A 22,074-nucleotide genomic window follows, 5' to 3' on the forward strand; every position below is an offset into this window, starting at 1 on the left:
GTCATGGAAGCTCCCGTGAATGCCCCCGCAGCGGCCGGGAACCTGTCCGTCTCGGTCAAGGACCTCGCCATCCGCTACGGTGCCGTCACCGTACTCGACAATCTCCAGCTCGATGTTCGCCAGGGCGAGTTCATCGTGCTGCTCGGCCCATCGGGCTGCGGCAAGTCCACGCTGCTCAATGCCATCGCAGGCCTGCTCGACATCACCGACGGCGAAATCTGGATCTCCGGCAGGAACGTGACCTGGGCCGAGCCCGCCGACCGAGGCATCGGCATGGTGTTCCAGTCCTATGCGCTCTACCCGCGCATGAGCGTCGAGGGCAACATGTCCTTCGGCCTCAGGATAGCCGGGGTGCCCAAGGACGAGATCGCCAGGCGCGTCTCGAAGGCGGCCAAGCTGCTGCAGCTGGAACCGCTTCTCCAGCGCAGGCCTTCCGAGCTTTCAGGCGGCCAGCGCCAGCGAGTCGCCATCGGCCGCGCCCTCGTACGCAATGTCGATGTCTTCCTCTTCGACGAGCCCCTCTCGAACCTCGATGCCAAGCTGCGCAACGAACTGCGCGTGGAGATCAAGAAGCTCCACCAGGATCTCGGGAACACCATGATCTACGTCACACACGACCAGATCGAGGCCCTGACGCTCGCCGATCGCATCGCGGTGATGAAGGGCGGCGTGATCCAGCAGCTGGCGGGCCCGCTGGAGATCTACCACAGGCCGGCCAACCAATTCGTCGCCGGCTTCATCGGTTCGCCGAGCATGAACTTCATCGAAGGACGCGTCGCGCACAGCCCGGACGGCGCCTGGCGCTTCGAGGCGGCAGGCGAGAGCATCGACCTCGCGCCCTACGCCTTTGCCGCCCAGCCCGGTGAGTGCAGGGCCGTCTTCGGCATTCGCCCGGAGCATATCGAGATCGGCGCGGGGCCGACCGGAACGCACTCCACGCGCGGCAATGTCACCATCGTCGAGCCGATGGGCGCCGACACCGTGCTGTGGACCACCCTCAGCGGAGCGCCCGCGACCATTCGCGTCGACGGCGACAACACGGTTCGGAGCGGCGCAGAAATCGCCTTCCACTTCGATGTCGCCAGAGCCTCCCTTTTCGACGCCGAGACGGGGGTGAGGTTATGAAAAAGACATCGCGAACACTGCCCGGAAAGGCCGGCGTTCCTCGCCCCTCGCTCCAGACTTCCTTTCACCCCTGCCGCCAAGGGGAGGTGGGCGTCGCGCCCCTTCACCTTCTTCCAACCCTTTGATTCTTCTCATTTTCAGAAAGGACCTGTCGTGGCTCTCACCAATCCGCTCTCTTTTCAGCTCTACTCAGCCCGCAATTTTCCCCCGCTCAGGGACCAGCTCAGGACCATCGCCGATGCGGGCTTCGACACTGTCGAGCCCTATGGCGCCTTCTACGTGGATGTTCCTGCTGCCAGCCAGCTTTTCCAGGAATTCGGCCTTACGGCGCGCAGCGGCCATTTCGGCATCGACTCCCTCGAGGGCGAGCTGGACCGCAATCTCGGCATCGCCGATGCGCTCGGCATCGAAACGGTCGTCGTGCCCTACCTCGTCCCTGCAGCCCGTCCCACCGACACGGCTGGCTGGAAGGCTTTCGGGGAACGCCTCGCCGAAGTTGGCGAGAAGGTACGCAAGGCCGGCCGTGGCTTTGCCTGGCACAACCATGATTTCGAATTCGTCGCCCTGCCGGATGGATCCTTCCCGATCGAGCATATTCTAACAGAGGGCGTGAAGTGGGAGGCCGACGTCGCCTGGATCGTGCGGGCCAAGGCCGATCCCAAACCCTGGATCGATCGCTACGGATCGATCATGCCGCTCGTCCATGTCAAGGACATCGCCCCGGCTGGCGAGAACATCAGCGAGGATGGCTGGGCGGACGTCGGCACCGGCGTGGTGGGTTGGGAAACCATCTGGCCCCTTTGCGTCAAGGCGGGCGCGCAGATCATGGTGGCAGAGCACGACAACCCCTCCGATCTCAAGCGCTTCGCCACGGTCAGCGCCGAGGCGATGCGCAAGCTGGCGAATGCCTGAGCCGCACGCCCTCAACTGGGGGGGATGCCTGGGACAGCCTCCGGGCATGAACAGGTCCGAGTTCGCCTCCCGCCTGCCGTGCAGTTGAGGCGCGCGCCGATCCAACGTGAACTTTGTGATGCCGGTCCGAAGACCGGCACGCCGAAGAATTTCAGGAGACCATCATGCCCTTGCGCGTCGGATTGATCGGCTGCGGCAATATTTCGGACATCTACCTCATCAACGCCGGCCTGTTCCGCGATTACGACTTCGTGGCCTGCGCAGACCTCAAGGATGAGGCGGCGCAGAGGCAGGCGGCGAAATATGGCCTGCAGAAGCGCAGCATCGCCGAAGTCCTTGCCGCGCGCGATATCGACATCATCCTCAATCTCACGATCCCCGAGGCCCATGCAGGGGTCTCGATGGCGGCGGTGGAGGCCGGCAAGCACGTCTACAGCGAGAAGCCGCTGGCGACGCGCCTGGCCGACGGCATCAGGCTCACAGATGCGGCCAGGGCGAGGGGAGTCAGGCTCGGCACCGCGCCGGATACGGTCCTCGGCGCGGCCATCCAGGACGCCCGCCGCCGTATCGATGGCGGCGAGATCGGCAAGCCCCTGATCGGCACGGCGGCGGTGATGGGCCATGGCATGGAGGCCTGGCACCCCAATCCGGAGTTCTTCTTCAAGCCGGGGGCGGGCCCCGTCTTCGACATGGGACCCTATTATCTCTCTGCCCTCGTCACCTTGCTGGGGCCGGTCGCCAGCGTGGTGGCTCTGAGCCAGAGTGGCTTCGAGGAGCGTGTCGTCACCACCGAAGGCTCTCCCTTCAACGGCCAGCGCATCAAGGTCGAGACACCCACCTCGATCCAGGCCCTGCTGGCCTTCAAGTCGGGCGCCCACATCGCCTTCATGGCGAGTTGGGACGTGTGGGCTCACGGGCAACTGCCCCTGGAATTGCATGGCACGGTGGGTTCGATGCGCGTACCCGATCCAAACTGGTTCGGCGGCGATGTATCGCTCGCCATCGGACGCGAGCCCTGGCAGGCCCACGCCACCAGCGGTGACCGGTTCGGCGAGGCGAATTGGCCCAAGGATACACCGCGTGTGGCCAACTACCGCGGCCTCGGCCTCGCCGACATGGCCCGTGGCATCGTGGACAAGCGCCCGCACCGCGCCAATGGCGAGATCGGTCTGCATGTGCTGGCAATCATGGAGGGCATCCTCGCAGCCGCCACGCAGAACCGGGCGGTGGCCATCGAACAGGGATGCGAACGCCCAGAGGCGCTGAGCGATGTCGAGGCGCGGACTCTGCTGGCCTGAGCTCGCCGTTGTATTGCGCTTTCCGGCGAGGCGGGCTGGATCATCCCGCCTTCAGGCCGAATCGCCATGAATCACAAGATGCTCATGATCTCTGCGTGTCAGGCCGTATAAGCGGTTCGACCCGACATGCACTCGGTCTTAGTCGATGGGTTTCCACTCGTCCCTGTCGAGGTCGATCACCTTGGGATCGGCATTGGCCGCACCGGGGCGGCCGGAGTTCGGGCGGCGGGGCGTCGCCGGGCCTTCCTGCCATTGCTTGAGGAGGCTCGGCAGGATCAGGGCAAAGCCGATCACGTCGGTTACGAAGCCGGGGATGATCATCAGGACGCCGCCGAGCGCCACTCGCATGCTCTCCCACGCCGCGCCGTTCGGCTCTCCGCCCTGCAGAGCGCGTATCAGCCGGCTGAAGGCCGCGGTTCCTTGCCGGCGCAATAGCGAGAGGCCGATGAAGGAGGTGGCCACCAGCGCGATCAACGCCAAAGGCAGGCCGACACGCGAAGCCACCCAGAAGAAGGCGGTGAGCTCGGCGAAAGGTAGAATCACCACCCCTGCAAGGCCGAGCCAGGCCCAGCCGGCGGGAACGTTGAAGCTGCGTGCGATCATCGGCGCGGTTACTCCCTCGGGAGCCTTCTGTGTCGCGGCTCCCACCCCGGGAGCCTGAGCGGAACCTGCCGCATGCTGACCACGTTTAATGTTCATGCTAGCATGGAGACTGGCAAGTTACATATTTGACACCATATAGGTTGGGTGCCCGCCATTGCCATGGGGGTGTGAAGCCGATATTTCGAACTTTGGTTCGTTCGGTTGGATGCTGAAGGTCAGATGGGCAGTTTCGATATCATCACGCTCGTTTTTCTCGGGCTTGCGGTCTTCGTGATCTTCAAGCTGCGCTCGGTGCTGGGCGAACGGACGGGTGCGGAGCCGCCGCCTTTCGAGGGGCTTCGCCGGGATGCGCCGCCCACCGTGAGGGACGACAAGGTCATTACGGTTCCTTCGCGCGAGGTCGAGGCCGGCATTCCGGGCGAGGCGCCTGCGCCCAGCACGTTCCAGTGGGAGGGCTACGCAGAGCCGGGCTCTGCACTGGCCGCGGGCTTCGACGCCATCGCCGGGCTCGATCCGAGCTTCCAGCCCCGTACCTTCGCGGCCGGCGCCAAGGCGGCCTACGAGATGATCGTCACCGCCTACAACAACGGGGACCGCAAGACGCTGAAGGGCCTGCTCTCCCGCGAGAATTTCGACGCCTTCTCGCAGGACATCACGGAACGCGAGGCGCGCGGTGAAACCGTTCAGTCCACCTTCGTGTCGATCGACAAGGCCGAGATCACGCAGGCCGTCGTCAAGGGCCGCATGGCCGAGGTGGCCGTGCGTTTCGTTTCCCAGATGATCAACGCCACCAAGGACAAGTCCGGCGCGATCGTCGATGGCAGCCTCGACAAGGTCGCGACCGTCACCGACACCTGGACCTTCGCGCGGGACACCAGCACGCGCGATCCGAACTGGCGCCTGGTCGCCACCGGCGAATAGGCGCTTTCGGAGCGGAGCACGCGGGCGACGGTATCCATGCCATGCACAGTCCCTGGAGATTTGGCCTCCTCCCGGCCCTCGCCGTGATCGCCGGCCTGGCTGGAGCGGCCGAAAGCAGGACCGCCAGGCCTGTGCCTCCGCCTTTGCCTGCCGGCACCCGCGCCGATCCCGTGCCGTTCCGTTCCCTGCCCGGCTGGCGGCGTGACGATCACGCCAAGGCCTTCCAGGTCTGGCTCGCCTCCTGCCGATCGCAGGCGCAGGACAATCCAGCCCTTAATGATGGCGTTCCGGTGCCGCCGGACCTCGCGGGCCTCTGCCAGAAAGCGCTCGGCCTGGGGACGCTTTCGGCGAACGCCGCCCGGGACTTCTTCCAGGACAATTTCACGGTCTGGCGCATCCGGCCTCCCGAAGGCAGCGGTCCCGTTGCTGGCAAGGCATTCTACACGGGCTACTACGAGCCGGAGATTCGGGGTTCGCTGGTCCGCGAAGGGCCTTATCAGACGCCCTTGCTCGACCGCCCCGCCGATCTCGTGACCCTCGATCCCAACGCCATTCCCTCCGGCTTCGAGGGCTACACCGCCGCGAGGCGCAAGCCGGACGGCAGCCTGGAGATCTATCCCGACCGCAAGGCCATCGAGGAGGGCGCGCTGGATGGACGAGGGCTCGAGATCGGCTATGTCGCCGATCCCGTCGATCGCTTCTTCATGCAGGTGCAGGGATCCGGGAGGCTGCGCCTGCCCAAGGGCGATACCGTTCGCTATGCTTATTCAGGCAAGAACGGCCAGCCTTATACAGGCATCGGCAGGATCGTGGCGCAGAGGCTCGACGTGCCGCCCCGTGAGATCACGATGGCAAGCCTGAGGGCCTTCCTCGCCAAGGACCCCTCGGTTGCACGCGAGGTGATGCAGGAGAACAAATCATTCGTCTTCTTCAAGATCGCGCCCTTCCTGGGCCCGGACGCCGGTCCCATCGGCGGCGAGGGACTGCCGGTCACGCCGTTGCGCTCCATTGCCGTCGACCGCAAGATCTGGCCGTATGGCCTGCCCGTCTTCGTCGACACCGCCATCCCTGATGTGGGAGGGGGCGTGAAGCCGCAGGTCATTCGTAAATTGATGATAGCGCAGGATACCGGCTCGGCCATCGTGGGCGCGGCGCGTGCCGATATTTTCTTCGGCTCCGGCGAGGAAGCGGGCGCCGTGGCGGGTGCCGTGCGCCATGGCGGGGAGTTCTACGTTTTGTGGCCGAAGGCGGCTTCCAGACCTGGTAGCCCGTCATGACCACTCGCCGCCGCAAGGAACTGACATCCGAGGACAAGGAGCTCTGGGCGTTCGTCACCCGCGAGGTGACCCCTCTCAAACGCCGCCGCCGCAAGGCTGAGCCGAAACCACCGGAGAGTTTGCCGGAGCCCGCGGCAGGCCCTGCCGCCAAGCCTGTGCCTAAGGCCAAGGCGACCGCTCCGCGCCCTGCCAAGCCGCAGGTGCCCGTCCTGCCGCCGATCGCACCCATCGACAAGCACGAGCGTCGCCAGGTCGTCCGCGGCACCCGAGCGATCGATGCCCGCATCGATCTGCACGGCATGCGCCAGGCCGAAGCGCATGGTGCCCTGCGGGGATTTCTGGCCATCGCGCAGATGCGCGGCTATTCGATGGTGCTGGTGATTACCGGCAAGGGTGGATCCGGTGGCGAATCCCTGTTCTCCTCCGATGAGCGCGGCGTCCTTCGTCGCGTGGTGCCGCAGTGGCTTCGCATGCCGGACCTGAGACCCCTCGTCCTCGGTTTCGAGGAGGCTCATCAGGGGCATGGCGGCGGCGGTGCTCTCTACGTCCGCTTGCGGCGCCTGCGCAGGAGCCATCACCCGTGACGCCTTTCGGCGCCAAATTGCGCGATCTCCGCGCCGCCAGGGGGCAGAGCCTGAAGCAGATGGCGGCCGAACTGGGCGTTTCTCCCGCCTATCTCTCCGCCCTCGAGCATGGCAAGCGGGGGCGGCCGACCTGGCTGCTGATCCAGCGCATCATTGCCCATTTCAACATCATCTGGGACGAGGCGGAGGATCTGCAGCGCCTCGCGGCCCTCTCCGATCCGCGCGTGGTGGTCGATACCGCCGGGTTGTCGCCGCAGGCGACGGAACTCGCCAACCGCCTGGCACGAGACATCGCCGCACTGCCCGAGACGGAGGTCAAGGCGATGCTCTCCCGGCTGAGGACGATCAGCCGGGAGTGACCGCCGGGCTCGCCCTTTCCGTGCCGCAGCACTCTCGGTCCTTATTCAGATCGATGAACGGATGATATGAAGCCGGCCGAACGCTTGAACCGACCCGCTCTCCAATGCCCGCTGCAAACCCCATGCGATCACCTGCCGGATCATCGGAGATGATGTGGCGCACCATTGCATCCTTGCGGGCTGATGCGGCATGTGGCCATTCTTCGAACGGCGCCTTCCTCTCGGGCAGTGATGACTGGGCGGAATCCGGCCATGCTTTTGCCAATTCGAGCGACGGCCTCTTCACAATTCGGTCTTCCTGCGCGCATAAGGCAGGCCTGTTGAAGGACCGAGGTTCGGGAGTCGATGCGTGACGGCGGATAAGGACGAGAACAAGCCGGCATCGACATTGCTCGTCCTGCCCCCGGAAGGGGGACGCCTGTCCATGCTCAGGCGTGTCCTGCGCCGCGTGCCGTGGAACTATGTCGGCCCGGTCCTCTCCATCGCTCTCTTCGTCGGCGCGCTGGTGGTGCTCGCGTCGCTGCTGCGCAGCGTCAAGCCGGAGGAGGTGGTCGCGGGCTTCACCGCGACGCCCGTCCTCGCCATCGCCCTCTCGATCCTCTTCACCGCCTTCTCCTATCTCGCCCTCACCGGTTATGACGGGCTGGCGCTGAAGCAGATCGGCGCTAGGGATATTTCCTACTCTACCGCCGCCATCGGTTCCTTCACGTCCTACGCCATCAGCTACACCCTCGGCGTGCCGCTGCTCACGGCCGGCGTGGTGCGATACCGCGTCTATGGCGGTGCCGGCCTCTCCGGGCCACAGATCGCCGCGCTCACCCTGGTGTGCACGCTCACCTTCTGGCTCGGCATGGGGGCGGTACTGGCCTTCGGCCTCCTCCTTGTGCCCCAGTCGGTTGCCGGTGTTGACCACTTGCCGCTCTATTTCAACATGGGGATCGGCATCATCCTGATCTCCATCATCATCGGCTATGTCGCCTATGTCTCCACCGGCAGGCGTGTGGTTGCCATCGAGGGCTGGTCGATGCCACTGCCCGGCGGCAAGGTCACCGCCATGCAGATCGTGCTCGGGGTCTTCGACGTCTGTGCGGGCGCCGGCGCCCTGTATGTGCTGCTGCCGGAGCAGGCGGCGAACATTCCTTTCTTCACCTTCATGGTGATCTACGTGCTGGCCGCCTTCCTTGGCGTGCTCAGCCATTCCCCCGGCGGGCTGGGGCCTTTCGAGGCCACGATGCTGGTGGCGCTGCCTTCGATTCCCGAACCCATCCTGCTTGGGCGCATCATCCTGTTTCGGGTGATCTACTATTTCATCCCCTTCGCCCTGGCCCTTGCGATCCTGGGCGCCTACGAGCTTGCCCGCCGCCGCCATTTCGTCGGCAAGATGGTGGACCAGGTATCCAGCATCATGAAGCCGCTGGCACCGATCCTGGTGTCCGGCGCCATGTTCCTCGCGGGGGGCGCGCTCCTGATCACCGGGGCCGTCCCGGCGAGCGAGGCGCGGCGGGTGCTGCTCACCGATCTCGTGCCCCTGCCGGTGCTGGAGCTTTCGCACCTCATAGCCTCGCTGGCGGGCGTCGCGCTGCTCTTCCTGGCGCGTGGACTGATCCGGCGCATCGAGTCGGCCTGGCGGGCGGCGATGATCGTGCTGATCGTGGCCACCGTCGCCACGCTCCTGCGCAGCGCCGACTGGCGGTTCATGCTGACGCTTTGCGCCGCCCTCGTGGTGCTGGCGCTCAGCCGGCCTGCCTTTCCCCGGAGCGCCACGCTGTTCGGGGTCGACTATTCGCCGCTGCTGCTCGGCGCCATCGCCGCCATGCTGGCGGTAACGGTGTGGATCGGCTTCTTCGCCTTCCGCTTCGTCGAGTACGCACCCGATCTATGGCTGCGTTTCGGCCATGGCTACGAGATGTCCCGTTTCCTGCGTTCGACCAGCCTCACGGTCACTGCCGCCATCGCCATCGGTTTCCTCACTGTCTATTGGAAGGGCGGCATCGGCCTGGTGCCCGCGAGTGCCGTCGATCTCAGTGGCCTGGTCGCGCGCGAGGCATCGGCAGAAGCGCGCCTTGCCCTGCTGCCGGGTCAGATGCTGCTTGCGAGCGACCAGGGCGATGCCGCCATGGTGGTGGCGCGCTCCGGCGGATCTTCGATCGCCCTGGGGGATCCGATGGGGGCTCCCACCCTTGCCCAGGACCTGCTGTGGGTGTTCGGGGAACGTGCCGAACAGGAACGCCTCTGGCCGGTCGTGCTCTCGGCCTCGCCAAGAAGGCGCGCCGACTACCTCGAGGCAGGCTTGATCCTGACGCCGATCGGGGACCACGCCTGGATCGATCTCGCCGTCTTGCCGGATGAGCCCTTCAGCGGCGCCAATGCCGTCTTCAGCTGGGCGGACATCCATTCCCTCAGCCTCGATCTCGTGCCCGCCGGCGCCGTGGCGGCAAGCATCCCGCTCCTGGAGCCGGTGTCGCAGGCGTGGCTGGCGGGTACCGGGCGGCATGAGGGGCATTTCGTCATCGGCCGCTTCGCACCCGAATGGATCGGGGTCAACGACTGCGCGATCCTGCGGCGGGCGGGCGAGATCGTCGGCTTCGCCGTGGTGCTGCGCAGCGGCGGCAATGAGGAGTGGGCGGTCGACATACTGCGCTATCTTCCCGATCTCGGCCCGAATGTGCTCGATTTCATGCTGCTGCGCCTGCTGCGTCTTGCTAAGGCGCGCGGCGTAAGGCGCTTCGATCTCGGCCTTACGCCCAATCCCGCCCGCGCGACCGAGAATCTCGGCCTGGCCTGGCAGCGGGTCACGCCGCTGCTGTTCCGCTTTGGCGACCACATTCCCAATTTCGATGAACTGCGCGGCTTCAAGGCCCGCTTCAATCCCCAATTCGAGACACGGTACCTCGCCTGCACGGCGGGTTTCGCCCTGCCGACCATCCTGCAGGATGTCACGGCGCTGATCGAAAAGGGCAGTGCGGGGACGTCTCGCGCGTGAAGTGTCGCGGCTTGGAATGTTCAAGCCGTCGCCGCGCTTGACAGTCTGTCTCAACCCGCCGAATATTGTTAGTACACAAACGATATTGGACCGCTTCTCCGAAGTGCCGAGGGTCGCGCATGACCACCTATAGCGAGTTCTCCGCCCATAGCGAGTTCGCCGCGCCTTCGCTCCAGCCCGGCGCCGACGACAAGATCCGCTGCGACGCCTGCCCGGTGATGTGCTACATCAAGCCGGGCATGAGCGGCGCCTGCGACCGCTACGCCAACGACAACGGCGTGCTCGTGCGGGTCGATCCCCTCGTCCTCCTGGAACGCACCGTGGCCGAAGGCGGCGAGGTCGTACCGTTCGGCGGAGGCGACGGATGGGATGGCATGCTGGTGGCCGGTTCGGAGAAATTCGTCACCGCGATCGGCGCCGGCACCACATATCCGGACTACAAGCCGGCGCCCTTCATCGTGTCCTCCGAGGTCGACGGCGTCGACATGGTCACGGTGGTCACCGAGGGTATCTTTTCCTATTGCGGCGTGAAGGTGAAGATCGACACCGACCGCTTCGTCGGTCCCGAACAGAGCACGGTGCGGGTGAAGGGTGAGGCGGTGGGACACGTCACCACGGGCGAATACGGCTCGCAGATGCTTTCGCTGGGCGGGGTGCATCACCTCACGGGCGGCTCCAAGAAGGAAGGCCGCGTCACTTGCGATGCCCTGCTCGATCTCTGCAACGGCAAGCCGGTGGAAATGACGGTGGATGACGGGGCCACTCTAGTCATCGAGGCAGGCAAGCCGCCCATCGTCAACGGGCAGCGCGAGCAGCGGATGCGCGTTGGCTGCGGCTCTGCCACCATCGGCATCTTCGCCAAGCAGTGGGAGGGCAGGGCCGACGAGGTCGTCGTCGTCGACGACCATATCACCGGCGTGCTCTCGGAGCATCAGGCCGGCAAGCTGCTCGGCATTCCCGATACCGGTATCAAGATGAAGGGGCGGCGATCGACGCCCGGCCGCTATTTCCAGGTTGCGCAACCCGGAACCGGCTGGGGCGGCACCGATATCGACGACCCGCTCTCCATCCTCGGTCCCTTCGATCCGAAGGTGGCATGGCCGGGCCTTCGCCTGCTGATGGTGAGCACTACGGGAGAGCACTACGCCTATTACGAACTCGATGAGAATCTCCTGCCGGTAAGGCAAGATCTGCCACCGAATCTGGTCGAGTCGGTCGAGCGCATCGCGGAGAATTGCGAGCCAGCCCTCGCGACCGTGCTGTTCATCGGTGGCGCGGGCGGCTCGCTGCGCGCGGGCGTCACCGAGAACCCGGTACGGCTCACGCGCTCGGTGAAGGACGCGCTCACCTATGTCACCTGCGGCGGTGCCCCCGTCTATGTATGGCCGGGTGGCGGTATCACCTTCATGGTCGATGTCACACGGCTGCCCGAGAACGCCTTCGGTTATGTGCCCACACCGGCGCTGGTGGCCCCTGTCGAATTCACCCTCCGCCTCGACGACTACGAGGCGATGGGCGGGCATGTCGCGCATGTCAGGCCTCTGTCCGACATCACGGGGGCCAAGGGTGTGCGCCACCGCGAGGACAATCCCTGGCCGCTGATGCCGCACGACGCGAAGCGCTCGCATGGGTGAGGAGGCGGACAGGAGCCCGAGGCGCAGGAAGCGCGGAACGGCGGTGCCCGACCGACGAGGCTGGCGGCCATGACGTTCCAAGCCTCCCTCCTGGCGGATGGCCATCGCCTGCATCTGCAGCACGGGCCGATCGATCTCGTCATCGAGGCCTTTGGAGAGGCTGACGCGGTACGAGCGGCTTATCGGGCCGCGACGTACCGCTTCGATGGCCTGCTCGATGCGCTCTGTGCCGAACTGCCTTTGCTGCGTGCTCGGCAGCAATCCGGTGGTCCCGAGGCTGAAGGGATCGTGGCGCGCCGCATGCAGGCGGCTGTACGGCCCTATGCCGCTGACCATTTCATCACGCCGATGGCTGCCGTAGCGGGGTCCGTCGCCGACGAAATCCTCACCGCCATGCTGGCTGCAGCGCCGCTGGCTCGCGCCTATGTCAACAACGGCGGCGACATCGCCCTGCATCTTGCGGAGGGCGAAGCCTTTGCCATCGGTCTTGTGGATCGGCCCGACCGTCCGAGCCTGTTCGCCCGCAGCCAGATACGAGCCGATGACGGCGTCGGCGGCATCGCCACTTCCGGCTGGCGCGGACGCAGCTTTTCGCTGGGGATCGCAGATGCCGTCACCGTGCTGGCGCCTTCGGCAGCCATGGCGGATGCCGCCGCCACCATCGTCGCCAACGCCGTCGACCTGCCGGGTCATCCCGCCATCACGCGCGCTCCGGCCGTCTCGCTGCAGCCGGACAGCGATCTGGGGGAGCGGGCCGTCATTCGTGCGGTCGGCCCGCTTTCGCTCGACGAGATCGCGCTAGCCCTGCATGGCGGCGAGATCAGGGCGCGCCAGCTGATCGACAAGGGCCTTATTGCCGCTGCCGCCCTTCACCTTGCAGGGGCGACGAGGCTCGTGCCAACCTCCCTTTCCCTCGTTCAACCGGAAGCAGCCTGAGATGCCCGAAGTCGCCCTGCGCAAGCGCGCCATCATCGTCGAGGATATTTTCCACGAGGGAGGGCCGGCGAGCCCGGTCCCCCTGAAGCGCGGTGCCATCATCTCGGTGATCCGCAACCCCTTCGCCGGGCGTTATGTCGAGGAGATCGCTCCCTTCATGGAGGACCTCAAGCCGCTGGGGCTCGAGATGGCGAGGGCGCTGCTGGCCGCGCTCGGCGGCGATCCCGCCATCGTCGAGGGCTATGGCAAGGGCGCCATCGTCGGCGCGGCCGGCGAGCTGGAACATGGCGCGCTGTGGCATGTGCCGGGCGGCTATGCCATGCGCGAGATCCTGGGCGATGCCAAGGCCATCGTGCCCTCCACCAAGAAACTGGGCGCCCCGGGCACGCGCCTCGACGTGCCGGTCACCCACATCAACGCCTCCTATGTACGCAGCCATTTCGACGCCATGGAGGTCGGTCTCGCCGATGCGCCCAAGGCGGACGAAATCGCCCTCGTCCTGGTGATGACCACGGGGCCGCGCGTCCACGCGCGCGTCGGTGGCCTCGCTGCCAGGGACGTCAAGGGGTTGGACGGGCTGCGATAGGGCGGGCCTTCGTCCTTCCTCCTGCGTTCCGCATCCGCCGCGTTTCCACGCCGGCCCGAAGACCGGCACATCGTGAGGTTTCTCATGCCCGCCAAGATCCGCAAACTCGTCACACTGTTCGAAGAAGTCCGCACGGAGATGGACCGGCCGGTCGAGCCGCCGACCCGCCGCGCTGCAGCCGTGGCCGTGATCGAGAATCCCTTCGCAGGCCGCTATGTCGAGGATCTCACGCCGCTGATGGAGATCGGTGAGGAACTCGGCGATCTCCTCACGAAGCGCGCGGTGGCTGCACTTGGCATCGAGGGTTCCTCCGCGGAGAGCTACGGCAAGGCTGCCGCCGTGGGCGAGAACGGCGAGCTCGAGCATGCAGCCGCCATCCTGCATCCCAGGATGGGCGCGCCCGTGCGCAAGTCGCTCGGCAAGGGAGCCGCGCTGATCCCGTCGGCCAAGAAGCGGTGCGGCCTCGGCGGTGTGCTGGACGTGCCTCTCGGCCACAAGGACGCGGCCTTCGTACGCAGCCATTTCGATGCCATGGAGGTGCGCGTTCCCGACGCGCCCCGCGCCAACGAAATCATGGTGGCGATCGTCGTCACGGACAGCGGCCGCCCGTTGCCACGCGTGGGTGGTCTCTCCAAGGACGAGATCAAGGGAGAGGACGGATTGCGCTAGGGCATTCCGTGTTTCGACGGAGCGCAAGGACGCTGCGAAAAACAAGGAGTTAGAGCAAAGCGGCGCTTCTGCCTGAGCGCGCCTTGCTCCAGGTGGCGAGCCTATTTCCTACGCCGGCCCCGCTTCGCATGAAGCGAGGCCGAAACAGGTTGATGCGGCCTTTTGGCCGGGTATCGCGATCACGGGGAAACGATTATCGTGGCGTGATGCTGGGACCCACGCTCGAAACGCCGCGCCTGTTGTTGAGGCCACCATCGCCGGACGATCTCGATGCCTGGGCGACCATGCTCTCCGATCCCGTCACGACCCGTTTCCTGGGCGGGCCCAAGCAGCGCTCGGAAGCATGGCGGATCCTGACGCTGATGACCGGCGCTTGGATTACCCGCGGGTTCAGCACGTTTTCCGTGATCGAGAAGGCGAGCGGGTGCTGTGTCGGACGCGCCGGACCCTGGCAGCCCGAGGGATGGCCGGGGACGGAGATCGGCTGGGTGCTCGATCGGTCGGTCTGGGGGCAGGGATATGCCACGGAGGCGGCGACGCGGTGCATCGAGTGGGCCTTCGGGGAACTGGATTGGCAGGAGGTCGTCCATGTCATCGACCCCGCCAATACCGCCTCCATCGCCGTGGCCCACAAGCTCGGCTCGGAACGCTGGGGGAAGACGCGCCTGCCGGCGCCTTTCGCAGGAGCGACCGTCGACCTGTACGGCCAAAAGCGCGCTTAGGCGCCGGCTTTGCCGAGCGAAGGCGGTCGCCGGAGACCGCCACGCCACGTTCCACCGCCACGAGCCCGCAACTAGAGGAAAGGGCGAGCCCGCACCCTGTCGAATATTAACTTTCAAGCCCATGTATTGACGTTAACGTCAACTGAGGATATTTCAAAACCAATAGCAGGGAGAGGCGTTCGATGACATTGAGCGATACGGCCTTCCGTGAGGAGAATGCCCAGGCGCAGGAGGATGTTCCGCGCAAGGACCGCTTCACCATTCACGACCTCGTCAGTGAGTTCGGCATCACTTCGCGTACGCTGCGCTTCTACGAGGAGAAGGGCCTCCTCAATCCGGCCCGCCGCGGGCTGGACCGCATCTATTCCCGGCGCGACCGGGCGCGCCTCAAGCTGGTCCTGATGGGCAAGAGCGTCGGCTTTTCCCTCGAGGACGTGCGCCACATGCTGGACCTCTACGATCTCGGCGATGGGCAGGTCACCCAGCTTCGCGTCGCCCTTCAGCGCTTCGAGGAGAAGCTCGCCGAACTCGACCGAAGGCGGCGGGATCTCGATCATGCCTATGCAGAACTGAGCCATGCGCGCGATGTGGTACGCAGCCGCCTTGCGCGCCAGCAGAAATGAGTGTCGATTTTGATTTCAAGGGAGTGAGCCATGCCTGTCTACAAGGCTCCCGTCGAGGATGTGGTCTTCCTCCTCGATGACGTGCTCGATATCAAGAAATACAATAATCTGCCCGGCTTCGAGGATGTCTCCGCGGATACTATCTCCGCCATACTCGGCGAAGGCGCCAAGCTTTGCGAGGAAGTGCTGCAGCCCCTCAATGCCATCGGCGACCGTGAGGGATGTCATCGTGCGTCCGATGGCACGGTGACGACGCCCAAAGGTTTTAAGCCGGCTTATGAGTCTTATCGCGCGGGAGGCTGGATCGGACTGCCGGCGCCGGTGGAGTATGGTGGGCTCGGCCTGCCGGCCGTGCTCAATTCGGTCATGCAGGAGTTCATCTCCGGGGCCAACCTGGCCTTCGGCATGTATCCGGGGCTCACCCAGGGCGCCATAGCGGCGCTGCTGGAGCATGGATCGCAGGAGCAGAAGAACACCTTTCTGCCGAAGATGATAGCCGGCGAATGGACCGGCACGATGAACCTCACCGAGCCCCATTGCGGCACCGATCTTGGCCTCATCCGCACCAGGGCGGTGCCGCGCGGGGACGGATCCTACAGCATCACGGGCCAGAAGATCTTCATCTCTGCCGGCGAACACGACCTCGCCGCCAACATCGTCCATCTCGTGCTGGCCCGCATCGAGGGCGCTCCCGCCGGCACAAAGGGCATCTCGCTGTTCGTCTGCCCCAAATATCTGGTAGGCCCCAACGGTTCGCTCGGCGCGCGCAATGCCCTCTCCTGCGGCAAGATCGAGGAGAAGATGGGCATACACGCCAACGCCACCTGTGTCATGAACTACGAAGGAGCCACGGGCTATCTCATCGGCGAGGAGAACAGGGGTCTCGCCGCCATGTTCGTGATGATGAACGAGGCGCGGCTCGCCGTTGGCGTACAGGGCCTGGCAATGGGGGAGGTTGCCTACCAGAATGCTGCCTCCCATGCCCGTGAGCGCCTGCAGGGCAGGGCGCTCAGCGGCGTCAAGGAGGCGGACAAGCCGGCCGATCCCATCATCGTCCATCCGGATGTGCGCCGCATCCTCATGACGGCGCGCGCCCTCAACGAGGGAGGCCGCGCCCTGGCGCTGGCGACGGCATTGCAGGCGGATATCCATCGCCGCTCTCCCGATGCGGCGGCCCGCCAGGCGGCGGATGACCGGCTCGGCCTGATGACGCCTATCGTCAAGGCAATCCTCACTGAGAACGGCCTGCAGAATGCTATAAATAGCCAGCAAATCTTTGGCGGACATGGCTATATCGCCGAGGTCGGCGTCGAGCAATTCGTTCGCGACGCCCGCATTACGCTGATCTACGAGGGCGCCAACGGTATCCAGGCGCTCGACCTTGTCGGCCGCAAGCTGCCGCGGGATGGCGGCCGCGCCATGATGGCCTATCTCGCAGAACTCAACGGCTTCCTGAAGGCCCATGACGCGGACGAGGCGCTGGCGCCTTACGTCGCTCCGCTCAAGATCTCGGCAGGGCATCTGCAGCAGGCCACCATGTGGCTGATGCAGAACGCCCTCGCCAAGCCAGACAATGCCGGCGCGGCCTCGACAGATTACTTGCAGCTCTTCGGCCTGGTCGCCATGGGCCATATGTGGGCACAGATGGCGAAGGCGGCTCTCGCCCGGGGGGAGGATGCTCTTGCGAGGAACAAGCTCGTCACCGCGAAATTCTTTGCCGCCAGGCTTCTGCCCGAGACGGCCCTTCGCCTGGCGCGGGTGAGCGCCGGGGCAGGCGACGTGATGGCCATGCCGGCAGAGGCGTTCTGATCCTGGGAGACCCTAATGACCGAAGCCTTCATCTATGATGCGGTGCGCACCCCTCGCGGGCGCGGCAAGCCCGACGGCGCCCTGCATGAAGTTACCAGCCTGTCACTCGCGAGCCAGACGCTGCGCGCGGTGGCCGAACGCAACGGCCTGCCGGAAAACGCGGTGGAGGACGTCATCCTGGGCTGCGTCGATCCGGTGGGCGAGGCCGGCGGCGACATCGCCCGTATCGCCGCTCTTCATGCCGGGCTCGGCGAGAAGGTGCCCGGCGTCCAGATCAATCGCTTCTGCGCTTCTGGGCTCGACGCCGTCAACCTCGCCACCGGCCAGATCGCCAGCGGCCAGAAGGACCTCGTCGTCGCCGGCGGCGTCGAGAGCATGTCGCGCGTCGGCATGATGGCCTCCGGCGGCGCCTGGGCACTCGATCCTTCCAGTGCCGTGCCGACCTGGTTCATGCCGCAGGGCATCTCCGCCGATCTGATCGCCACCAAATATGGCTTTTCCCGCAGCGATGTCGACGCCTATGCGGCGGAATCCCAGCGCCGCACCGCGCAGGCCTGGGAGGAGGGCCGTTTCGCGAGATCCGTGGTTCCCGTCAGGGACGTAAACGGCCTCACGATCCTGTCCAGGGACGAGCATATGCGCCCGGGCACCACCATGCAGTCGCTGGCGGCGCTCAACGCCTCCTTTATCCAGATGGGCGAGATGGGCGGTTTCGATGCCGTGGCCGTGCAGTCCCATCCCGAGGTGGAGAAGGTCGAGCATGTCCACCACGCCGGCAATTCGTCGGGCATCGTCGACGGTGCCGCCGCCGTGCTGGTCGGTTCGGCCGAAGCCGGCAGGCGACTGGGCTTGAAGCCGCGCGCGAAGCTGAAGGCGGCTGCTTCCATCGGCTCCGATACAGCCCTGATGCTCACGGGTCCGGTCGATGTCACCAGGCTCGTCTTCCAGAAGAGCGGGATGGGCAAGGCGGATATCGATCTGTTTGAAATCAACGAGGCCTTTTCCTCGGTAGTGCTGCGCTACATGCAGGCGTTCGATCTCGACCACGCCAGGGTCAATCCCTGCGGCGGGGCCATCGCCATGGGCCATCCGCTCGGTGCGACCGGAGCTATGATCCTCGGCACGGCCCTGGACGAACTGGAGCGCACCGGCGGGTCCGCCGCCCTGGTCACGCTGTGCGTTGCCGCCGGCATGGGCGCCGCCACCATCATCGAGAGAGTGTGATGCCCCGGCTTCACGCCTCGCGGGCGAAAGTGCCACCTCAATGAATGCGATGCCGCCCAGGCCTCGTCCACCGCTCATCCGGCGCTGCGCGCCACCTTCTCCCGCAAAGGGGAGAAGGCCATTCGCTGGAGCTCCCCAATGAACCTCGCCAACTTCCGCTTCGATGTTGACGCCAACGGTATCGCCCTCGCCACCTGGGACATGCCCGGCCGCTCGATGAACGTCATCACCGTGGAGGTGATGGGCGAACTCGAAGAGATCCTGGGAAAGGTGGCGGGCGACGCCGGAATCAAGGGCTGCGTGATCGCCTCGGGCAAGGAGGCATTCTCAGGCGGCGCCGATCTCACCATGCTCGAGGGACTGGGACGCAGATACAACGAGGCGCGCAGGCAGGTCGGCGAAGAGAAGGCCATGGAGACCTTCTTCGCCGAAAGCAGGCATCTGTCGCAGCTCTATCGCCGCATCGAGACGTGCGGGAAGCCGTTTGCCGCGGTGATCAACGGCATATGCCTTGGGGGAGCCTTCGAACTCGCCCTGGCCTGCCATTATCGCATCGGTGCTTCGGACAACGAGAAGGCCCGCGTCGGCCTGCCCGAGGTGAAGGTGGGCCTTTTTCCGGGAGCCGGCGGCACCACGCGCGTCTCCCGCCTGATGAAGCCCGACCAAGCCCTGCAGATGCTGCTGAAGGGCGAGCAACTGCGTGTATCGCAGGCACACAAGATGGGCCTCCTCCATGCGGTCGCACCCAAGGATGACCTGATCGCCAAGGCCAGGGAATGGATCAGGGCCGGCGGCTCGCCCATCGCTCCCTGGGATGTCGAAGGCTTCCGCCTGCCCGGCGGTCCCGTCTATTCCAAAGCGGGGATGATGGTCTTCCCGCCCGCAAATGCTCTCTATCGTCGGGAGACCTACGACAATTATCCTGCGGCGCGGGCGATCCTGCAGAGCGTCTACGAAGGCCTGCAACTGCCCTTCGATCGGGCGCTGACAGTGGAATCGCGCTACTTCGCGCATGTGCTGCGCTCGCCCGAGGCCGCGGCGATGATCCGCAGCCTCTTCGTCTCGCTGCAGGAACTCAACAAGGGCGCGCGCCGCCCGGCAGTGCCGCCGACCCGGCTCAAGCGCATCGGTGTGGTCGGCGCGGGCTTCATGGGGGCGGGTATCGCTTACGTCTCCGCCCTGGCCGGCCTCGAGGTCGTGCTCGTCGACCGTGACCAGGAGACCGCCGACAAGGGGAAGGCTCATTCGGAGAGCTTGATCACCGGCCAGATCAAGAAGGGCCGCGCCACGATGGCCGAGCGCGACGCCCTTCTCGACCGTATCACCGCGACGCCGGACTACGCAGCCCTGACGGGCGTCGATCTCGTCATCGAGGCGGTGTTCGAGGATCGGGCCGTGAAGGCCGGGGTGATCGAGAAGGTCGAGGCGGTTATCGGCCCGGATACCATCTTCGCCTCCAACACCTCGACCCTGCCGATCTCCTCGCTCGCAGCGGTCTCGGGGCGACCGGACCGGTTCATCGGCGTGCATTTCTTCTCACCCGTGGAGAAGATGCTGCTGGTCGAGGTGATCAGGGGCGAGAAGACTGGCGACAAGGCAATCGCTACGGCGCTCGACTTCGTGCGCTTCATCCGCAAGACCCCCATCCTCGTGAATGACGGGCGTGGCTTCTTCGCCAATCGCTGCGTGCTGAACTATATCCGCGAGGGGCACCTGATGCTCGCGGAGGGCGTGCCGCCCGCGATGATCGAGAATGTCGCGCGTGCCGCGGGCATGCCGGTCGGCCCGCTCTCGCTCAACGACGAGGTCGCGATCGATCTTGCCTGGAAGATCCTGCAGGCCACGAAGAAGGACCTCGGCCTGGGCGCCGTGGACCCTGCGCAGGAGAAACTGCTCGACATCCTGCTGAACAGGGAAGGGCGACAGGGGCGCAAGAACGGCAAGGGCTTCTACGACTATCCCGCCGTCGGGACCAAGCGGCTGTGGCCGGGCCTCGCGGACCTGCAGCCGGTGAAGCTCGACCCCGATGCCATCGACATCCAGACCTTGAAGCACCGTTTCCTGGTGGTCCAGGCTCTGGAAGCGGCCAGAACCGTGGAGGATGGCGTGATCACCGATATGCGCGAGGCCGATGTCGGATCAATCCTCGGCTTCGGCTTCGCCCCCTTCACCGGCGGGACGCTTTCCTACATCGACGGCATGGGAACCAAGGCTTTCGTCGCTCTGTGCGACCGGCTTGCGGCCGAATATGGCGAGCGTTTCGAACCGAACAGACTGCTCAGGGAGATGGCCGAAAAGGACGAGCGCTTCTACCAGAGATTCGCACCGGTGAAGAAGGCTGCATAAGGCAAGACGGAATGAGGTGCCCCTGGGACCGCAGGCGTCCCGCCTGCCTGCCGGGAATCCTATAGCGCCCGCTTGATCTGCGTCACCAGTCCCGGGCCCTTGTAGACCAGGCTCGAATAGAGCTGCACCAGCGTCGCGCCGGCTTCGATCTTGGCCTTGGCCGTCTGCGGCGAATGGATGCCGCCGACGCCGATCAGCGGGAAGCGGCCGGCGACGCGCTTTGCGGTTTCCGCGAGCACCTGGGTGGACAGCTCGAAGAGCGGAGCGCCCGAGAGGCCTCCGGCCTCCCCAGCCACGGCCTTCTCCTTCAGGCTGTCGGGCCGTGAGATCGTGGTGTTCGAGACGATCATGCCGTCGAGCCCATGCGCCAGGGCCCGGTCGACGATGTCGTCAAGCTCGAACATCGTCACGTCAGGCGCGATCTTGAGAAGAAGAGGGCGGCGGGTGCCGTGAAGGGCCGAGGTGTCGCGAGCCTCCACCACGCGGGCGAGGAGATCGTCCAGCGCCTCGCGTTTCTGCAGGTTGCGCAGGCCCGGCGTGTTGGGCGAGGAAACGTTCAGCGTGAAATAGGAGGCGACCGCCGCGAAGGCGACGATGCCGGCGGCGTAGTCTGCCGCCTTGTCCTCGCTGTCCTTGTTGGCGCCGACATTGACGCCGAGGATGCCCTTGCCCTTCCGTGCCTGCAGCCTCGCCAGCACCGCGGCGTGGCCCTGGTTGTTGAAGCCGAAGCGGTTGATCACGCCCTGGTCGGCCGGCAGGCGGAACAGGCGGGGGCGTGGATTGCCTTCCTGCGGCCGGGGCGTGACGCTGCCGATCTCCACGAAGCCAAAGCCGAGGCGAAACAGAGGGTCAACCACCTCGGCATTCTTGTCGAAGCCCGCCGCCACACCCACGCGGTTGGGAAAGTCGAGGCCGAATGCCCTGACACCCAGGGTAGGGGAATCGGGAAGGCAGGGCGGGATCGGCAGGCTGCGCAGGGCCGCGAGCGTGCGCTCGTGCGCGAGCTCGGGATCCATGCGCATGAGCAGGGGACGAATGAGGGAAAACGCTGTCCCGATCATGGAAGTTCGTCCGGAAAGACGTGCGCCTCGTTCTCGCCGAGCGGCAACGGCTTGATCCAGCTTATCGCATCGAGAGCCAGCGGGGCATAGAGGTGCGGGAAGAGGGCGCCGCCGCGCGACACCTCCCATTTGAGCGCATCGCCAAGCCCTTCCGCGTCCACGGCCGCGATGAGGAGGTTCCCCTGGCCTGCGAAATGCCTGGCGGCCGTTTCGCGCACCGTCGCGGCATCGGAGAAGTGGATGTAGCCGTCCTTGATGTCGATGGGCGCGCCTTCGAACCGGCCCGCCGCCTGCGCATCCTGCCATTGTTGCGCCGTCATGATTTTGTAGATCGTCGTCATCGGTCTTTCCCTGTTCCGTGCTTCCTACAGGCCGGGACGCCTTTCCGGAAGGCGGGTCTGC

The 22,074-nt window shown here is 65.7% G+C and carries 20 protein-coding genes; 17 read left to right on the plus strand and 3 right to left on the minus strand.

Annotated elements, in window-relative coordinates; translation table 11 throughout:
* The first annotated feature begins 3 nt into the window (after nt 1-3).
* The 3 genes from AC6H34_RS14895 to AC6H34_RS14905 all read left to right on the plus strand — a co-directional run bounded on the left by AC6H34_RS14895 (nt 4) and on the right by AC6H34_RS14905 (nt 3,335).
* Nucleotides 4-1,125: an ABC transporter ATP-binding protein gene (locus AC6H34_RS14895; RefSeq protein WP_448149217.1), complete on the plus strand. Its 1,122-nt coding sequence runs from the start codon at nt 4-6 to the stop codon at nt 1,123-1,125.
* A 153-nt stretch (nt 1,126-1,278) separates the two neighbouring features.
* Entirely contained in the window at nt 1,279-2,037 is a 759-nt protein-coding gene (locus AC6H34_RS14900; RefSeq protein ID WP_497539274.1) for a sugar phosphate isomerase/epimerase family protein, read from the plus strand.
* Between the two features lie 164 nt (nt 2,038-2,201).
* Nucleotides 2,202-3,335 carry a Gfo/Idh/MocA family protein gene (locus AC6H34_RS14905; RefSeq protein ID WP_497539275.1) on the plus strand — a complete coding sequence of 378 codons (1,134 nt, stop codon included), beginning with the start codon at nt 2,202-2,204 and terminating at the stop codon, nt 3,333-3,335.
* Between the two features lie 138 nt (nt 3,336-3,473).
* Here the strand turns inward: AC6H34_RS14905 and AC6H34_RS14910 are convergent, their stop codons facing one another.
* The gene (locus AC6H34_RS14910) at nt 3,474-3,938 is read right to left on the minus strand and encodes an FxsA family protein (RefSeq protein WP_448149214.1); all 465 of its coding nucleotides are present in this window, start codon (nt 3,936-3,938) and stop codon (nt 3,474-3,476) included.
* A 219-nt stretch (nt 3,939-4,157) separates the two neighbouring features.
* On the opposite strand from AC6H34_RS14910, the gene AC6H34_RS14915 reads away from it, so the two are divergent.
* From AC6H34_RS14915 to AC6H34_RS14980, 14 genes are all read left to right on the plus strand, one after another.
* Nucleotides 4,158-4,859 (plus strand): Tim44/TimA family putative adaptor protein, encoded by a 702-nt coding sequence (locus tag AC6H34_RS14915; protein ID WP_448149213.1) that lies wholly within the window; start codon nt 4,158-4,160, stop codon nt 4,857-4,859.
* Nucleotides 4,860-4,900: 41 nt separating this feature from the next.
* Nucleotides 4,901-6,136, plus strand: a complete 1,236-nt coding sequence (gene mltA / locus AC6H34_RS14920) for a murein transglycosylase A (protein WP_497539276.1) — start codon at nt 4,901-4,903, stop codon at nt 6,134-6,136.
* Nucleotides 6,133-6,720, plus strand: coding sequence for a Smr/MutS family protein (locus tag AC6H34_RS14925; RefSeq protein WP_448149211.1), 588 nt, complete (start codon nt 6,133-6,135; stop codon nt 6,718-6,720). Before mltA ends, AC6H34_RS14925 begins: the two co-directional genes overlap by 4 nt.
* On the plus strand, nt 6,717-7,079 hold the full coding sequence (locus tag AC6H34_RS14930; protein WP_448149210.1) for a helix-turn-helix domain-containing protein: 363 nt from the start codon (nt 6,717-6,719) through the stop codon (nt 7,077-7,079). The genes AC6H34_RS14925 and AC6H34_RS14930 overlap by 4 nt, the downstream gene beginning before the upstream one ends.
* A gap of 349 nt (nt 7,080-7,428) precedes the next feature.
* A complete protein-coding gene (locus AC6H34_RS14935; RefSeq protein WP_497539277.1) occupies nt 7,429-10,062 on the plus strand; it encodes a phosphatidylglycerol lysyltransferase domain-containing protein in 2,634 nt (877 codons plus the stop codon).
* Between the two features lie 119 nt (nt 10,063-10,181).
* Nucleotides 10,182-11,696, plus strand: coding sequence for a 6-hydroxynicotinate reductase (locus tag AC6H34_RS14940; protein ID WP_497539278.1), 1,515 nt, complete (start codon nt 10,182-10,184; stop codon nt 11,694-11,696).
* 69 nt (nt 11,697-11,765) lie between these two features.
* Nucleotides 11,766-12,632, plus strand: coding sequence for a UPF0280 family protein (locus AC6H34_RS14945; protein WP_497539279.1), 867 nt, complete (start codon nt 11,766-11,768; stop codon nt 12,630-12,632).
* Nucleotide 12,633: 1 nt separating this feature from the next.
* The gene (locus tag AC6H34_RS14950) at nt 12,634-13,218 is read left to right on the plus strand and encodes an amino acid synthesis family protein (RefSeq protein WP_497539280.1); all 585 of its coding nucleotides are present in this window, start codon (nt 12,634-12,636) and stop codon (nt 13,216-13,218) included.
* Between the two features lie 84 nt (nt 13,219-13,302).
* Nucleotides 13,303-13,887 carry an amino acid synthesis family protein gene (locus AC6H34_RS14955; RefSeq protein ID WP_497539281.1) on the plus strand — a complete coding sequence of 195 codons (585 nt, stop codon included), beginning with the start codon at nt 13,303-13,305 and terminating at the stop codon, nt 13,885-13,887.
* 206 nt (nt 13,888-14,093) lie between these two features.
* Nucleotides 14,094-14,609: a GNAT family N-acetyltransferase gene (locus AC6H34_RS14960; protein WP_448151347.1), complete on the plus strand. Its 516-nt coding sequence runs from the start codon at nt 14,094-14,096 to the stop codon at nt 14,607-14,609.
* Between the two features lie 182 nt (nt 14,610-14,791).
* Entirely contained in the window at nt 14,792-15,232 is a 441-nt protein-coding gene (locus tag AC6H34_RS14965) for a MerR family transcriptional regulator (RefSeq protein WP_448149203.1), read from the plus strand.
* Between the two features lie 30 nt (nt 15,233-15,262).
* Nucleotides 15,263-17,041 carry an acyl-CoA dehydrogenase C-terminal domain-containing protein gene (locus AC6H34_RS14970; RefSeq protein ID WP_497539282.1) on the plus strand — a complete coding sequence of 593 codons (1,779 nt, stop codon included), beginning with the start codon at nt 15,263-15,265 and terminating at the stop codon, nt 17,039-17,041.
* A gap of 15 nt (nt 17,042-17,056) precedes the next feature.
* Nucleotides 17,057-18,265 carry an acetyl-CoA C-acetyltransferase gene (locus tag AC6H34_RS14975; RefSeq protein WP_497539283.1) on the plus strand — a complete coding sequence of 403 codons (1,209 nt, stop codon included), beginning with the start codon at nt 17,057-17,059 and terminating at the stop codon, nt 18,263-18,265.
* A gap of 138 nt (nt 18,266-18,403) precedes the next feature.
* Complete coding sequence (locus tag AC6H34_RS14980; protein WP_497539284.1) at nt 18,404-20,611, plus strand: 3-hydroxyacyl-CoA dehydrogenase NAD-binding domain-containing protein; 2,208 nt, start codon at nt 18,404-18,406, stop codon at nt 20,609-20,611.
* Nucleotides 20,612-20,670: 59 nt separating this feature from the next.
* Here AC6H34_RS14980 and AC6H34_RS14985 read toward each other — a convergent pair whose 3' ends face one another.
* Nucleotides 20,671-21,672: a quinone-dependent dihydroorotate dehydrogenase gene (locus tag AC6H34_RS14985; RefSeq protein WP_448149199.1), complete on the minus strand. Its 1,002-nt coding sequence runs from the start codon at nt 21,670-21,672 to the stop codon at nt 20,671-20,673.
* Entirely contained in the window at nt 21,669-22,013 is a 345-nt protein-coding gene (locus AC6H34_RS14990) for a DUF952 domain-containing protein (RefSeq protein WP_497539285.1), read from the minus strand. Before AC6H34_RS14990 ends, AC6H34_RS14985 begins: the two co-directional genes overlap by 4 nt.
* Nucleotides 22,014-22,074: the final 61 nt, after the last annotated feature.

Source organism: Labrys sp. ALF-8 (assembly GCF_059699065.1).